The following is a 14,788-nucleotide window of genomic DNA, read 5'->3' on the forward strand; positions in this document are numbered from 1 at the left end:
TATGGGGATAAAGGATATATTTCCAAAGAGTTAGCCAACTTACTCTTTGATCAAGGCTTACACCTAGTAACAGGTATTAGAAACAATATGAAAAATGTATTAATGACACTAAGAGATAAAATATTGCTTCGCAAAAGATCAGTTATAGAAACTATCAATGATCAACTTAAAAACATCGCTCAAGCTGAACATTCCAGACACAGAAGTTTTGGAAATTTCATCACTAATTTAGTGGCTAGTCTAATAGCATACTCCTTTCAAGAAAAGAAACCAAGTATCAAATTTGAAACACAAAAATCTGAACAATTGACTCTTTTCTGTTAAATCCTTACGTCGAACTCAGGTTTATAATTTAGTAGTTTTTATGATTGCTTCTTGATTATTCTAGATATGATTAAACCCATTTTATGCAGTAGAAAATTTATTCCATCTTGTAGCTGCTGCAAATACAGACGCTTTGCTTCGTTTTTTAATTTAATCATCGCTCTGCTAAAATCAAGAAAACGACTGTATTTATGGCATCTTCAAGCCTCATTACGAAGTTCTACTACATAAAGCGAGTTAAAGAAAAATGATGTCAAAAATAATTAAATTCAATGTGAGTTTTTCTTACATCGAATTCATGTTAATAAAGCCTCCTTTGTTAAGTTTAAAGTTATGTCTTAATGAGTATTAAGTTATAAGAATACGCACCTTTTTCTTTTTACACTTATTTTAAATAAGCGTTTAATCTTGTTTATTTTGTTTTTTATCGTACATTAGTTGTTTTTGTTGTAAAAATGAAGGTTTTTTCTTTCAAAAAAAGAATCGATTTTTTATTTGAAAAGAATAAAAAATTTGACTTTAAGTTAATAGGAAATGACAATTATTTGAAAATATATACGTTACTAGCTATGTAACCTAAAATAATACCCCAAAATTGAATTCTTAAAAAGAAAACCTTTTAGTAAAAACTGTTATTTCTTTTTATGGATCATATACCTACTTATGAAAAAGATATTTATCATAGTTTCCCTATCTATGTTGTTTGTGGCTTTACTTTTTTCTTTTGTTTCTGCAGAACAGCCTAAATTATCTCATATATCAGAGAAATCACAATTGTCTGAACCGTTATCTCCAGATGTTCGTTTTTCTGATTACAAGAAGCAAAGACTAATAGATTCTATACAAGCATATTTTAATCAAGCAGTATCTAAAAAACAGATAGTGGGAGCCTCTGTAGCTATAGTGAAATGTGATTCAATTATTTACTTAGGAGGTTATGGTAATAGAAATATAGCATTAAAAGATACGGTAAATGAAGAGACTATATTTAGAGTTGGATCTGTGTCTAAAGGTTTTGCAGGAATACTAACCGGAATCCATGTAGAACAAGATTTAATAAGTTGGGAAGATAAAGTAGTAGATTATATTCCAGATTTTCAACTCTCCAGTAAGGAACAAACCAATAATATAACTATATCTCATATATTATCTCATACAACAGGGTTGCCATACCATAGTTTTACAAATCTTGTAGAGGCTGGGTTACCAATTACAGCCATTGCGAGCCGTTTTAAAAAAGTTCGCTTAATTCAAAAGCCTGGTCATATTTATAGTTATCAAAATGCTGTTTTTGCACTTAGTGGAAAGATACTAGAACAAGTTACAGGGAAACCCTTAAGAGAAATAATCCAGGAAAGAATTTTTAGTCCATTAAAAATGGAGACGGCTTCTGCTAGCTACGAAGCTATAACAAATGCAGAGAATGTAGCATATCCACATAAACGTCTTCGAAACGGATGGAGATCTATACGTATTAATAAAAAATATTATAATAACGCAGTTGCAGCTGGAGGCATCAATGCAAGTGCAACCGATATGGGGAAATGGATGAAATTTTTATTAGGCAATAACCCAGAGGTTATGATGCCTAGTACTATGAGAACTGTTTTTTCTCCGATTATTAAAGAAGAAGGAAGAAGAAAATATTATCAAAAATGGTTTGGACACTCTAAATCTTTTTATGGACTAGGGTGGCGGATACATTCTTTTAATAATATAGAAACAGGAAAAGCTACCACTATTGTACATCATGGCGGTAGTGTTAATAATTATAGAAGCGAAATCGCTATCTATCCAGAGGAAGATTTAGGAATTTGTGTTCTTTTCAATAGTCAAAATAAAATGGCTAAAGACTGTATACCTAAAATTTATGAAATAATACAAGAAATAATGAATACTCAAGAAGAAAGATATGCTAAAGAATCTTTAGTGTTATTATAATAGATATTATTGTTTAATTATAAAGGCTCCTTCTTTGTCTGTACGATAAAAAGGAACTTTTAATATAGTACAACTTTTTTCCCATCGATCTAAATAAGATCTATAGTTACTCCCATCTGCAACAATCTGTTTAGGTTTTAAGGTGTTGATTACTCTTTTTAAATGTATTTTAGGTGAATTTGATAAAATAAGAACGTCAGGTTGTAGGTTTAATTTTTTGTAGATATCCGAGCTATCTAAGATCAAAATTGTTTGTTTTTTATATAGATAAACATTTTTTAATTTGATGGTAGAGTCTATAAGAGTTATTTGATTTTTAATGAGATAATTTTTTAATAAAAAAGTAGTAGTGCGCATAGAAATAGAATCTTTGCTATAAAGTTGTATTTTTTGATTTTCTACAATTCCTAATGTGGTATTTTGTTGATTATGAAATAGTATTAATTCTTCAATGCGAGATGCTCTGTATTTTTCATAAGTGATTATAGAAATTATTAAAATAATAGAAGATACCATAAAATATAATTTCATTCTTTTATATTGCTTACAGACTAAAATAAAAGAAATAATTACAAGATAAGATGCAATTAACATGCTCCATGAAAAGGAGATGTTTTTTATGATGAATATTTCTTGCTGTGCAATCCACCCAATTGTAGTATTCATACTATCGATACAGTTTCCAAATAAATTTGCTATAAATTGAGGAAGGATATTTAACAAAGCAAGCAAGATAACAAAAACACCAAATCCAAGAATTATCCCTAAAAAAGGAAGAATAATAAGATTAGAAACAAAAAATAATAGAGGGAACTGATGAAAATAAAATAAGGATAATGGTAGTAACCCAAGTTGAGCGGCTATTGTTACTGTAAATATTGTCCATAATATTTTAGTTACATAAAATCTCGGTTTGTATTTGTTTACTATAATTGGCTGTATCCAGAGTATAGAAAAAACAGCTACATAACTTAATTGAAAACTTACTGAGAATATTAATAAAGGGTTAGAGCATACCAATAAGAATAATGAAATAAATAAGGAATTATAAGTACTTGTTTTAGACCTTATTTCCATGCCAATCGCAAGAAAAGAAAACATAGTGACCGCTCTAAGAACAGAAGGGGATAAACCTGCAATGATAGCAAAACTCCATAATAAAGTAATGGAGAGTATTAGCTTAGTTTTTCTTCCATATTTTTTTATTCGATTTAGAGGCATTAACATTAATTTTATAATAAATAAAAGTATGCCTATATGTAATCCAGAAACGGCTAAAATATGAATAGCTCCAGCATCTCTGTAATCTTTAAAAATTTCCTGACTCATATCTTGTCTTTGCCCAAGATATAGTGCATTAATAACAGAAAACTCTTTAGACTTGAAATGGTATTTAGATAGATTTTCATTAATTTTCTTCCTTATTTGATCAGCAAGAAAGTATACAGACCATTCTTTTTTTTCATTGTAAATTAATTGGTTCGGTTGAATTGTGATTTGATGAAGTATATACTGATTTCTTAAATATCTTGCATAGTCAAATTGATTAGGATTTAGTGGTTTAGTAATAGGTTTTAGAGTTGCATAAGAAAGATAGATATTACCTATATCCAAAATGTTAATAGAACTTTTTTTTGATATTCTGAGTAATATTTTACCATGGGTAGCTTTGTTTTTTATAAGTCTAATAGAGACAATGTATTTATCATAGTATGCTGTAGATTTTAACCTCTCTGTAATACAAAATTCGATACCTATAGGAGTTTTGCCAATCTCTTTTGAATTAATTTCATTACTATAATGATTTGAGTAATTTTGGAGGTTATGAATTTTTACTAAAACAATCCCAAAATTGATAAACACCAGAATTGTTAGAATAACAAAAGGAGTAGTTTTACTAAACATTTTTTTTGATTGTTGCCAAAAGATAGCTAATCCACAAATAGAAATTAAAAAGCTTATAATTGCTATATTAACTTCTATAAAAGTATAGTACCCTAAAAGGACCCCTAATAGAGTGGCAATAGTAATAATAACAAAAGGAGTGTTAATGAGTTTAGGATTAACTTTTTTATGCACAATTATTTAGAATCTGAATTATGAAATGAAAATATCTTTGTTTCTACAATGATAAGAAATTGTAGTTTCATTTTTCGGAGCTAATAAATTTTTAGAATATAAATATTATTCTAAAAACGATATTGAAAAGTTAATTGTGTTTTATTAAAAGTAATTTTAAAGGGTGTTAGAGTTATAATACCCTTCTTGCCCAAGCAAAACATTTATTCCAATAAGCTTCATTAAGACTGGATATAATGACGCCTTTAGAACTAGAAGAATGTATGAATTTAATACTGCCTTTAGTCTCAACAACTAATCCCACATGCGAAATAACATTTTTTCTTTTATTGGTTTTAAAGAAGAGTAAATCTCCGACAGTAACTTTTTTTAGAGATATAGCAGTCCCTTGCGTAGCCATAGTTCTAGAAGTTCTAGGTAAAATAATGTTTTCTTTTTTGAAAGATGTATATACTAAACCAGAGCAATCCATCCCTTTTTTTGTAGTGCCACCAAACTTATAACGAGTACCGTTAAAAGTTTTAGCATAGTTTATAATACTGTTAACTTTTCTGTAATCAGAATTTTTCTTTAGTTTAGATTTTAAAGCAGTTCTGTTTTTTGAGGAAGAAATAACAGCTTTCTTTTTTGAAGAACTCCCACAAGAAATTAATGCTATTATAAATAAAAAATATATTATAATCCTTTTCATTCAATTTGGAGTTTATAACAAAGTAAGCGTATTTATGCAACATTTTCAAAAAAAAACCAATCATTAAGACAGATTTAAGGTATTTATTTATTAAAAAATCAATTTTATAATAAATTACCTCGATGGTTCCGTTTCAGAGTAGTTTATTTAATTCTTCGAGGCTTACTTACCTTTAAAACAAAATATATTTTTCAGAAGCACATCTTATGAGCTTGCTCCTAGGTTATTGATTGATGTTAGAATAAAATCAAAGTTTAAAAAGATTTGTCCTGTAGCTTTTGAAATAGATAAAGAAATATATGACAATAGAAAGGGATATTGTAAAAATATTAGACTAGTTTTTTATAGCTTCTACGATTAATTTAGCAGTTTTATCACTAGCTCCTCTACCCCCTAATTTTTTTTCTAAATCATAATAGTCTAAAAACATTACTGCTCTGTTATAATCATCAATTATAGTGGTAAGTTCCTCTTTAAGTCTTTTAGAATTAAATTCACCTTGTATTAACTCAGTTACTACAGGTTTATCCATTATCAAGTTTACCAAAGAAATATAATCCAAATTAATAACTCGTTTTGCAATTTGATAAGAGATATAACTACCTTTATAACAAACGACTTCTGGGACTTTAAATAAAGCTGTTTCTAGTGTAGCTGTTCCAGACGTGACTAAAGCTGCGCTACTAAGGCTTAATAGGTCATATGTTTGGTTCATAATTAGATGTACCCCTTCTTTTTTAATAAAAGGAGCATAAAAAGAAGCTTCTTGACTAGGTGCTCCTGCAATTACGAATTGATAATCAGAAAATTCATTTACCACAGTTAGCATAACTTCAAGCATTTTTCGAATCTCTTGCTTTCTGCTTCCAGGAAGTATTGCTATTATAGGGCGGTCATCTAAATTATGTTTAGTTTTAAAATTTTCAGGCATTATCTGTTTATGATCAGCAATAGCATCAATTAGGGGGTGACCTACAAATTCAACAGGAAAATGATGTTTGTCTTCATAAAAAGATTTTTCAAACGGAAGTATAACGTACATCATATCGACACATTGTTTAATACTTTTTATTCTACCCTCTTTCCATGCCCATATTTGAGGAGAGATATAATAGTGAGTTTTAAACCCTTTTTGCTTAGCCCATTCTGCAATACGCAAATTAAATCCAGGATAATCTATAAAAACAAGTACGTCTGGTTGAAAGTTTGTGATGTCTTGTTTGCAAAATTTTATATTTCTTAAAATAGTAAACAGGTTTAAAATTACTTCTATAAATCCCATAAATGCAAGATCTCTATAATGCTTTACTATTGACCCTCCTACAGCAAGCATAAGATCACCTCCCCAGAACCTGAATTCTGCTTTAGGATCTTCTTTAAGAATAGATTTCATAAGATTAGCACCGTGTAAATCACCAGATGCTTCTCCTGCAATTAGATAGTACTTCATGTATTATTTTTCTTTTTTAAGAGTTTAGATTTCTAATAAAGGATTAAGATTGTACTTAAAAAAATATTTTAGTAAGATTCAAATTTACTAATTGCTATACAAATAGCTGCAATAAGACAGACAAGAAGTATACCACGAGCTCTATATATGTTGTTTTTTCTTAAAAAGTAAAAGAAGGTAATCAAATTTGGTATTGCCCCAAGAGCGATTAAACTTCCTAAAGAACCATTTTTTATAGAAGCTTTCATTGTTTCAGTAAATGTGTATTCTTGCCCACTTAATGTAGAAAAAATAAACAGGCATAATATAAAACCTAAACAATTAATTAATAAGCCAATTATAAACCCTATAATAATTTCTTTTTTAACCATTTAATGACCAGTTGTTTAATTCTTGAATAAAATGATGTGCAGTAAGATCAAATTGGGTAGGTACAATCGAAATATATCCATTATGTAGAGCCCATTCATCTGTGTCTTCACCTTTGTCTTCATTAATGAACTTCCCTGAAAGCCAGTAATAATCACGTCCCATAGGATTTGTTCTTTTATCAAACTCTTCAACCCAATGTGCATTTGCTTGACGACATATTTTTACTCCTTTTATTTCTGATTCTTCTAGTTTAGGGATGTTAACATTTAGTACAACACCTTTTGGTAATCCATTTTTCAATACATTTTTTACAATCGCTTTTATATGTTTTTTTGAAGGTTCAAAATTAGCGTCCATTGCATAATCAAGTAAAGAGAATCCTATAGCAGGAATGCCCTCAATACCAGCTTCGACTGCAGCACTCATGGTACCAGAATAAATTACATTAATAGCAGAATTAGATCCATGATTTATTCCACTTACACATAAATCAGGTTTTCTGTTAAGAATTTCACGAGATGCCATCTTAACACAGTCTACAGGAGTTCCAGAACAGCTGAATTCTTTTTGTGGTGCATTTTTATTAATTATAACAGGATCACAATATAATGTGCTATTAATTGTAATAGCATGACCCATACCGCTTTGTGGGCTATCTGGAGCAACAACAACAACTTCACCAATTTCATTCATAACATCTATTAGAGCACGAATTCCAGGAGCGGTTATACCATCATCATTAGTAACTAAAATAAGAGGTTTTTTTTGTGTCATATTCCTGAGTTTTATATTGGTAAAAATACATTTTTTTATAGTATAAGAGTTATAACTAAAAGTCAATATCTATTAAAATAAATCTAATTATATTTTTATAAGATCATTATAAAATAACAAATATATAACACCTTAATTTTTATCTTAATAATAGATGGGGAAATAATATTAGTTGATTTAAGAAAAAATTAGTAATATTACTTGTTATTGGCATGATTTTTAATGTATTTTGCTGTAAATCCCCTAAATTAAATGAGTATATGAAAAAGAGTTTTTTGGCATTGATGCTTGCTGTTATCGTTTCAGTAGCCTCTTGCAGTTTTACGACTAAAGTTGAAAATGATCCAGATAAAGATAAATTATTAATAGATTTAATAAGCTATGTATTAGGTAAAGGACACTATGATGCAAAAGATATTAATGATGATTTTTCTAGAGAAGTCTTTATAGACTATATTGATGCTTTGGATCCATTAAAACGTTATTTCTATAAAAGTGATATAGAGGAGTTTAAGAATTACGAAAAACTTATTGATGACGAAATAAGAAATAAGGAAATAACTTTTTTTAATTTAACTTATGAAAGACTTCAACAAAGAATGGGAGAGGCTAGAACTTTACATAAGGAGATTTTAGAAAAACCATTTAACTTCGAAAAAAATGAAATTATAGATACAGACTATGAGAAGTTACCTTATGTGACTGATAAAAAGGAAATGAAAGATCGTTGGAGATTGCAACTTAAATTTAATGCATTATCCAGCTATTATGATAAAGTAGAAGAGCAAATAGATTCTGTGTCTAAAAACACTAATTATAAAAGAAAAACCTCTGTTGTTTTAGAACAAGAAGCTAGGGATATAACTAAAACATCTTTAAAAGAGTATTTTGAATTTGCTGATGATTTAGAGCGAAAAGATTGGTTTTCTATTTATATTAACTCTATAGTAGAAGAGTTTGATCCACATACTTATTATTTTGCGCCACAAGATAAGGATCGATTTGATATTGCTATGTCTGGAAAATTAGAGGGGATTGGAGCAAGGTTGCAAAAGAAAAATGATAATGTAAAGATAGTTGAGGTTATTTCTGGGGGACCTGCATGGAGAGGAAATCAAATAGAAGTTGGTGATCTTATCATGAAAGTTAAACAAGAAGATGAAGCAGAACCTGTAAGTGTAGTAGGGATGCGTTTAGACGATGCGGTAAGTTTGATTAAAGGGCCTAAAGGCACTAAAGTATCTTTAACAGTTAAAAAAGTAGATGGTACTATAGAAGTAATAAATATTATAAGAGATGTTGTCGAATTAGAAGAAACTTACGCGAAATCCTCTATCGTCAAAAAAGAAGACAAAACGTTTGGCATTGTTAACTTGCCAAAATTTTATTTTAACATGCAAGATTATAACCAACGTAATGCTGCAAAAGATGTAAAACAAGAAATTATTCGTCTTAAAGAACAGAATATGGATGGTTTAGTAATTGATCTAAGAGATAATGGAGGAGGGTCTTTGCAAACAGTAGTAGATATTGCAGGATTGTTTATAGAAAAGGGACCTATAGTGCAAGTTAGGACTAAAGAAGAATCTCCCGAAGTTTTAAGTGATAAGGATAGAAATATATTATGGGATGGACCACTAGTAATATTGGTTAATGAATTATCCGCCTCAGCTTCAGAGATTTTGGCAGCAGCGATGCAAGATTATAAAAGAGCTATTATTATTGGTAGTAAACAAACGTATGGTAAAGGAACAGTTCAAAATGTAATGGATCTTAATAGGTGGATGCGAAGCAATGATTTTGGAGACCTTGGAGCACTAAAATTAACTACACAAAAATTTTATAGAGTTAATGGTGGATCAACTCAGTTAGAAGGAGTAAAAAGTGATGTTGTAGTCCCAGATCGTTATAGTTATATTAATATTGGAGAAAAAGATCAAGAAAACCCACTGCCATGGGATAAAATACCTGCAGCAGATTATACTATTTGGGATGGGTATATTGATTTTAATCAAACCATTAATAATAGTAAGGAAAGAATGGCTAAAAACAGTCAATTAAAATTGATTGATGAAAATGCAAGGTGGGTTAGAGAAAAAAGAGATGTTAATAGCTATTCTTTACAGTTTAGTAAATATAAAGAAAACATAGAGCTCAATGAAGAACAAGCAAAACGCTTTGATAAGATCAATAAATATAAGACTAATTTGACTTTCGAATCATTGCCTTATGAAGCAGAGTTAATGAAAAAAGATTCAGTTTTAGAAGAAAAAAGAAAAAGATGGCATGAAAGTCTTAGTAAAGATGTTTATGTAGAAGAAGCAATAAGCGTGCTAGAGGATTTAAAGATAAACAATATCAGAAAATCTAAGAATCCACTTACAGTAAAGAATTAGTATGTATTAATGACAGAAGCAAATTCAAACTCTTTAAGTACAATAGCGCTCCAAAAATTCAAAAAGAATTTTTGGGGCGTTTTCAGTTTTTATTTTATTATCTCTTGTGCGTTTATAGCAATATTTGCATACGTTTTAGCTCCAGATAATTCTCAAAATGCAAATCAAATGCATTTGTCTATTCATTCTAAACCTCCAGGGTTTAAAGTGCAAATGCTAACAATTCCATCACAGGTTATTTCAGGTCAATCTTTTTTTAGTAAAATATTCTTCGGAGAAAAAAACACAGAAACTGAGATTCCAATAGAAAAATATAGTCTAAAAGACGGTGTTTTAAATGTATCTCCATACAGTGAAGGAGAGATAATAGAATTATCCAAAAATATAAAATTAGAACATTTCCCTAAAGGCTTAACAGAGGATCAGATAATAAGTAAATATATTAAAAACCAAATATTTATATTAGGTACGGACAAGTATGGTAGAGACTTGTTAAGTAGAATGTTAGTTGGTATCCGTATTTCCTTTTCTATTGGTTTTGTAGCGGTATTAATATCTTTAATTTTAGGAATATCTCTTGGAGCAATAGCAGGATATTTTGGAGGAAAAATAGATGCTATAATTATGTGGCTGATTAATGTTACATGGTCCATACCTACATTATTATTAGTTATAGCAATAACTTTAGCTTTAGGAAAAGGTTTTTGGCAGGTTTTTATAGCGGTAGGACTAACCATGTGGGTAGAGGTAGCAAGAGTGGTTAGAGGACAGGTATTAGGTGTTAAACGGATGCAATATGTTACCGCTGCACGAGCAATGGGATTTACAAATTTTAGAATCATAACAAAACATATTTTACCTAATAGTTTAGCTCCGGTAATTGTGATTTCTGCAGCAAATTTTGCAGGGGCTATTCTTATTGAAAGCGGTCTTAGTTTTTTAGGGATAGGAGCACAGCCGCCTATGGCAAGTTGGGGGGCAATGATTAAAGATCACTATTCTTATATTATTTTGGGCAAAGCCTATCTTGCAGTGATTCCAGGATTAGGGATTATGAGTCTGGTAATGGCATTTATGCTAATAGGTAATGCACTCCGAGATGCATTGGATGTGAAAGGGTGATCTTATCAAGTAAATTAATAAGATCAAAAACTGACTCTTTTGATTTAGGAGCCAGCTTTTGATTTTATTAATTAAAGGGTTTAGAAACAGGGTGGACCTTGTACCCACGTAGTTCCGTTATGGTAACAACAACTTATAGCAGGTACACAACCATCTCTTTTAATAAAAACAAGTGGTGTTTTACCTCCGTTTAGATCTTTTTGTTGCTCTTTAGAAAGAGATTTAGCATTTTTTAATTTCGAAATTAGTTTCATAGTATTTAGTTTTGGAGTTAATATTTTTCTGTTTAAAATTATATTTCTATTGGTTGTTCATTCTCTTCGAGAATATAGTTACTCTTTTTTTCTATCATTACACTTATAAAGTGAAAAAACTCATCGTACCCATATTTTTGCGGATATATAGTGTTACCTATTATAGAAGTTGGAGTATAATAAAGTTGGTTTGCTTTAGCCCATTCAGACTGGTTTTTTAGAATATCCAGATCATTCAAGTTGTTTTTTGGAAGCCCATGTTCTTTTAACCATTTACTATGCGCTTTATCGGTGAACCAATCTGTATATGCATCTATGAACTTGTTAGTGCCTTGTTCATGATATATTTCTAAAAGTTTTAAAGCTATCTGTGTTGATTTATTGTCTAAATCATCGGTATTTACACTTAAACGAATAACTATCTTTAATTGATCCCCCATAGATCTAATAACCCGAGTGTAGGCTTTAAACGCTTTCTTGCAATGACCACACATAGGATTAGTAATACTGGTGATTTTAAAAGTAGCATTGGGATTGCCTAATATAATCTCATTAGGAATAGTTATAGTCTCTTTTATTTTTTCAGAAGTATTCATTAGATAAGTGTATATTTCCTCATCTCTTTTAAACTGATTTAATTTTAAATTTTCGGACTTAAATAAGTTATTGTCTTTTATTTTTTCTTTAGAATACAAATATGCTAGTGTAAATAAAGAGGAGACCATTATAAATGAAGGAATAGTTTTGGAGAAATCTAAGTCAAAAGGGAAATTGAGTATTGCAATGCCTGCTAGTGTTAATGAAATGGAAGCTATACCCAAACAGATCACACACCATTTTTTAATTATAAATGCTTGAGAGTATATAGAATATAATATAAAAGGAATCCCTGCTAAAGAAGATATTAAAAGGACGTTACTATATCCATAAAATATTTGGTATAATGTAATAGAACCAAAAAAGGCCATTCCTGCATCTGCTAAAGAAAAATTCTTAAAGAGTATACCGCTGTTGTTATTAATAACATCGCCGCAATTTGTGTTTCCTATAGATGTGCAAAATTGATGTATAGTTTGAGATTGTATCCCTAAGCTTTCCCGAACCGCAAAAAAACTAAAAACAACCCCTGCTAAGGATAAGAGCAAAAAAAGAATCTGATTGACGCCCCAAGATTTTTCAATAAGTATGAAAATTAAACTAATGAAGAGTCCTGTAAATAGTATGTTTTGGATAATAGATGTATTCGAAACAACACTATGCTTGGTGTTATATTCTACCGCAATAACTTTAGGTACCCATATTTCTTTAAATTCATTAAGAGAGAGTTTCTTTTTCTTTAAGCTAGAATGTTTAAGGTTTATAAAGTTGTTTTTTTTGTTTACAGTTACTATTTCTTCTATACCATCTGTTTTTATTAAGGAAATAAAACTGTTAGGGAGTTGGTCTAAAGCATCAATGGGTACTTCTACAGCAATATTATCAATGCTAAAATAGTCTAGAGTATCTGTAATGGATTGAAAACTAGGGTAATTTGGATGTATTTGTAGCTGTAGTTCCAGGTCTTTTTTGTTATAATTTCTAATTCTGTTTTGAATCAAAACATTTTCTACAATTTTCTCGATAGTATTATCCATTTTTACTTAGGTTAGAGTAATTCGTATATTACATTGTTATTTTGTTGAGATAATCTATATTAAGAGATGTAATAAAATTAATTCCTAAAATTATCTACTATTAAATTTAAAGATTTTAATCGATATAATTTTAGGAATTAAACATATAAATAGAATACTTTAATTTGTAATCATTTTGAAGGTATGTTGTTGATGAAAGAAATAAAAACATACCTACATTATTTGTTATATATGATTTTTATAGAAGGCAATCTTCAGGCAGTGTCCCATGATTGCATAGGCTACAACAAGAAACAAAATCAATAAAACCACTAATAGGATCAAAACAAACACCTAGTTTTTCGCAAAGTACAACCCCTCCATTAATAGAGGCTTTTTCTTTTCTGTCTAAAGATTTAACTCCAGTTTGATTTAAAATATTTTTTAACATAATTAATAGGTTTTTTATATATTAAAGTACCTTGAACTTTTAAAGACACCCAAGGTTTATGTCTATTTTTTTGGAAAAGATAAACGTATCTATTTGTAAATTAAATTTTAGATATGGATAGAGTATTTATGTAGAAACATAATATTCTAAAATAACCCATTGCAATTTTGACAATATTTATTACAATTTTGACGACATGTATATGGATTAATTTTAGAAATATTAAGATGACTTGTGTGAAGTCTTAATAGATTATTAATCAGTTTTTTTAAAAGCCACAACTGATTAACAATATTTATTTATACAAATATAGAGCATTAAAGAATATTTAGGTTGAGACATAACATCGTATTTTCTAAGGTTAAACCGTAATTATTAAAAAAACTAAAGGTTTGTACTTGTTAATTCTTGTTTTTAACATAAATCTTTAGTTACGAGTTAGTTAATATGGATGATTTGTGATGTCTTATTATTTTAATACTTTCGCGATAATTATTTTGAATTAAGGTGTAATGTAAAATGAATAAAAGAAAATATATATATCCGTTATTAATGATTATAATAACGGCTGGGTTTTATTATTTTGAAGAATATTTTGATAATAATAACTACTCTAATGAGAAAGAACCAAATAGTTTTGGTTTTTTCTATTTGCCTACATCAACTACAGGGTCTATAATAGTACATAATAATTATTCATTATCATATTCAGAAAAGCATGAACAGGCAGAGTGGGTAGCTTATGAATTGAAAAAAAAGCATTTATCTAAAAATGAATTTAAAAGACCATATTTTGAAGAGGATAAAAAAGTAAAAACCTCTTCTGCGGATTGGCGAAATTATAAAAAATCCGGTTATGATAAAGGGCATTTATGCCCAGCTGGGGATAGAAGGTTTACACAGCAAGCTTTCGAGGAAACATTTTTAACCTCTAATATTAGTCCTCAGAATCACGATTTTAATAGTGGGATTTGGAGTGCTTTAGAACAAAAAGTTAGATATTGGGCAAATATATATGATGGAGTATATGTAATAACTGGAGGAGTGTTATCTAATAACCTTCCTACAATAGGGTATGAGCATGTAACAGTACCAAAACAATTCTATAAAATAGTGTTTAGTAATTCTTCTACTAATCCAAAAATGATAGCGTTTTTATTACCACATAAAAATTCTAATAAACCACTAGAAAAATTTGTTGTACCAGTAGATGATATCGAAAAATTAACAGGCATTGATTTTTTTGAAAAACTAGACAATAAAATGGAAGATAAATTAGAGTCCTCTCCTTCTATAAAAGAATGGAAATTCTAATATTCAA

Annotated in this window: 13 protein-coding genes; 5 read left to right on the forward strand and 8 right to left on the reverse strand. The window is 29.3% G+C overall.

The features are described 5' to 3' along the window. Together H527_RS0103315 and H527_RS21345 are read left to right on the forward strand one after the other, a co-directional pair. Positions 1-324 (forward strand): transposase (locus H527_RS0103315; protein ID WP_027411387.1); only part of this gene is annotated, 324 nt, incomplete at its 5' end. 663 nt (positions 325-987) lie between these two features. After that, on the forward strand, positions 988-2,265 hold the full coding sequence (locus tag H527_RS21345) for a serine hydrolase domain-containing protein (protein WP_081414541.1): 1,278 nt from the start codon (positions 988-990) through the stop codon (positions 2,263-2,265). Between the two features lie 6 nt (positions 2,266-2,271). On the opposite strand, the gene H527_RS0103325 is transcribed toward H527_RS21345, so the two are convergent. The 5 genes from H527_RS0103325 to surE all read right to left on the reverse strand — a co-directional run bounded on the left by H527_RS0103325 (position 2,272) and on the right by surE (position 7,631). Next, complete coding sequence (locus H527_RS0103325) at positions 2,272-4,344, reverse strand: ComEC/Rec2 family competence protein (protein ID WP_051316616.1); 2,073 nt, start codon at positions 4,342-4,344, stop codon at positions 2,272-2,274. Between the two features lie 172 nt (positions 4,345-4,516). Further along, positions 4,517-5,035: a C40 family peptidase gene (locus tag H527_RS0103330; RefSeq protein WP_027411389.1), complete on the reverse strand. Its 519-nt coding sequence runs from the start codon at positions 5,033-5,035 to the stop codon at positions 4,517-4,519. A gap of 334 nt (positions 5,036-5,369) precedes the next feature. Then, positions 5,370-6,485: a lipid-A-disaccharide synthase gene (gene lpxB, locus H527_RS0103335; RefSeq protein WP_027411390.1), complete on the reverse strand. Its 1,116-nt coding sequence runs from the start codon at positions 6,483-6,485 to the stop codon at positions 5,370-5,372. Between the two features lie 68 nt (positions 6,486-6,553). Then, positions 6,554-6,856 (reverse strand): hypothetical protein, encoded by a 303-nt coding sequence (locus H527_RS0103340; RefSeq protein ID WP_027411391.1) that lies wholly within the window; start codon positions 6,854-6,856, stop codon positions 6,554-6,556. Next, positions 6,849-7,631 carry a 5'/3'-nucleotidase SurE gene (surE, locus tag H527_RS0103345; protein ID WP_027411392.1) on the reverse strand — a complete coding sequence of 261 codons (783 nt, stop codon included), beginning with the start codon at positions 7,629-7,631 and terminating at the stop codon, positions 6,849-6,851. The genes H527_RS0103340 and surE overlap by 8 nt, the downstream gene beginning before the upstream one ends. A 260-nt stretch (positions 7,632-7,891) precedes the next feature. Here surE and H527_RS0103350 point away from each other — a divergent pair, with 260 nt between their 5' ends. Both H527_RS0103350 and H527_RS0103355 read left to right on the forward strand, forming a co-directional pair. Next, positions 7,892-10,027: a carboxy terminal-processing peptidase gene (locus H527_RS0103350; protein WP_027411393.1), complete on the forward strand. Its 2,136-nt coding sequence runs from the start codon at positions 7,892-7,894 to the stop codon at positions 10,025-10,027. Between the two features lie 9 nt (positions 10,028-10,036). Then, positions 10,037-11,149, forward strand: a complete 1,113-nt coding sequence (locus H527_RS0103355) for an ABC transporter permease (protein ID WP_027411394.1) — start codon at positions 10,037-10,039, stop codon at positions 11,147-11,149. A gap of 80 nt (positions 11,150-11,229) precedes the next feature. On the opposite strand, the gene H527_RS23855 is transcribed toward H527_RS0103355, so the two are convergent. The 3 genes from H527_RS23855 to H527_RS0103370 all read right to left on the reverse strand — a co-directional run bounded on the left by H527_RS23855 (position 11,230) and on the right by H527_RS0103370 (position 13,467). Then, positions 11,230-11,403, reverse strand: a complete 174-nt coding sequence (locus H527_RS23855) for a hypothetical protein (protein WP_155837797.1) — start codon at positions 11,401-11,403, stop codon at positions 11,230-11,232. Positions 11,404-11,441: 38 nt separating this feature from the next. After that, on the reverse strand, positions 11,442-13,037 hold the full coding sequence (locus H527_RS0103365; RefSeq protein ID WP_027411395.1) for a vitamin K epoxide reductase family protein: 1,596 nt from the start codon (positions 13,035-13,037) through the stop codon (positions 11,442-11,444). 238 nt (positions 13,038-13,275) lie between these two features. Continuing rightward, positions 13,276-13,467, reverse strand: coding sequence for a hypothetical protein (locus tag H527_RS0103370; protein WP_027411396.1), 192 nt, complete (start codon positions 13,465-13,467; stop codon positions 13,276-13,278). 519 nt (positions 13,468-13,986) lie between these two features. Here H527_RS0103370 and H527_RS0103375 point away from each other — a divergent pair. Beyond that, entirely contained in the window at positions 13,987-14,781 is a 795-nt protein-coding gene (locus H527_RS0103375; RefSeq protein WP_027411397.1) for a DNA/RNA non-specific endonuclease, read from the forward strand. Positions 14,782-14,788: the final 7 nt, after the last annotated feature.

Source organism: Aquimarina muelleri DSM 19832, from assembly GCF_000430665.1.
Classification (GTDB): domain Bacteria; phylum Bacteroidota; class Bacteroidia; order Flavobacteriales; family Flavobacteriaceae; genus Aquimarina; species Aquimarina muelleri.

Coding starts and splice junctions, on each gene's coding strand:
- H527_RS21345 (WP_081414541.1), top strand. CDS start 988: ATGAAAAAGATATTTATCATAGTTTCCCTATCTATGTTGTTTGTGGCT.
- H527_RS0103330 (WP_027411389.1), bottom strand. CDS start 5,035: ATGAAAAGGATTATAATATATTTTTTATTTATAATAGCATTAATTTCT.
- lpxB (WP_027411390.1), bottom strand. CDS start 6,485: ATGAAGTACTATCTAATTGCAGGAGAAGCATCTGGTGATTTACACGGT.
- H527_RS0103340 (WP_027411391.1), bottom strand. CDS start 6,856: ATGGTTAAAAAAGAAATTATTATAGGGTTTATAATTGGCTTATTAATT.
- surE (WP_027411392.1), bottom strand. CDS start 7,631: ATGACACAAAAAAAACCTCTTATTTTAGTTACTAATGATGATGGTATA.
- H527_RS0103350 (WP_027411393.1), top strand. CDS start 7,892: ATGAAAAAGAGTTTTTTGGCATTGATGCTTGCTGTTATCGTTTCAGTA.
- H527_RS0103355 (WP_027411394.1), top strand. CDS start 10,037: ATGACAGAAGCAAATTCAAACTCTTTAAGTACAATAGCGCTCCAAAAA.
- H527_RS23855 (WP_155837797.1), bottom strand. CDS start 11,403: ATGAAACTAATTTCGAAATTAAAAAATGCTAAATCTCTTTCTAAAGAG.
- H527_RS0103365 (WP_027411395.1), bottom strand. CDS start 13,037: ATGGATAATACTATCGAGAAAATTGTAGAAAATGTTTTGATTCAAAAC.
- H527_RS0103370 (WP_027411396.1), bottom strand. CDS start 13,467: ATGTTAAAAAATATTTTAAATCAAACTGGAGTTAAATCTTTAGACAGA.
- H527_RS0103375 (WP_027411397.1), top strand. CDS start 13,987: ATGAATAAAAGAAAATATATATATCCGTTATTAATGATTATAATAACG.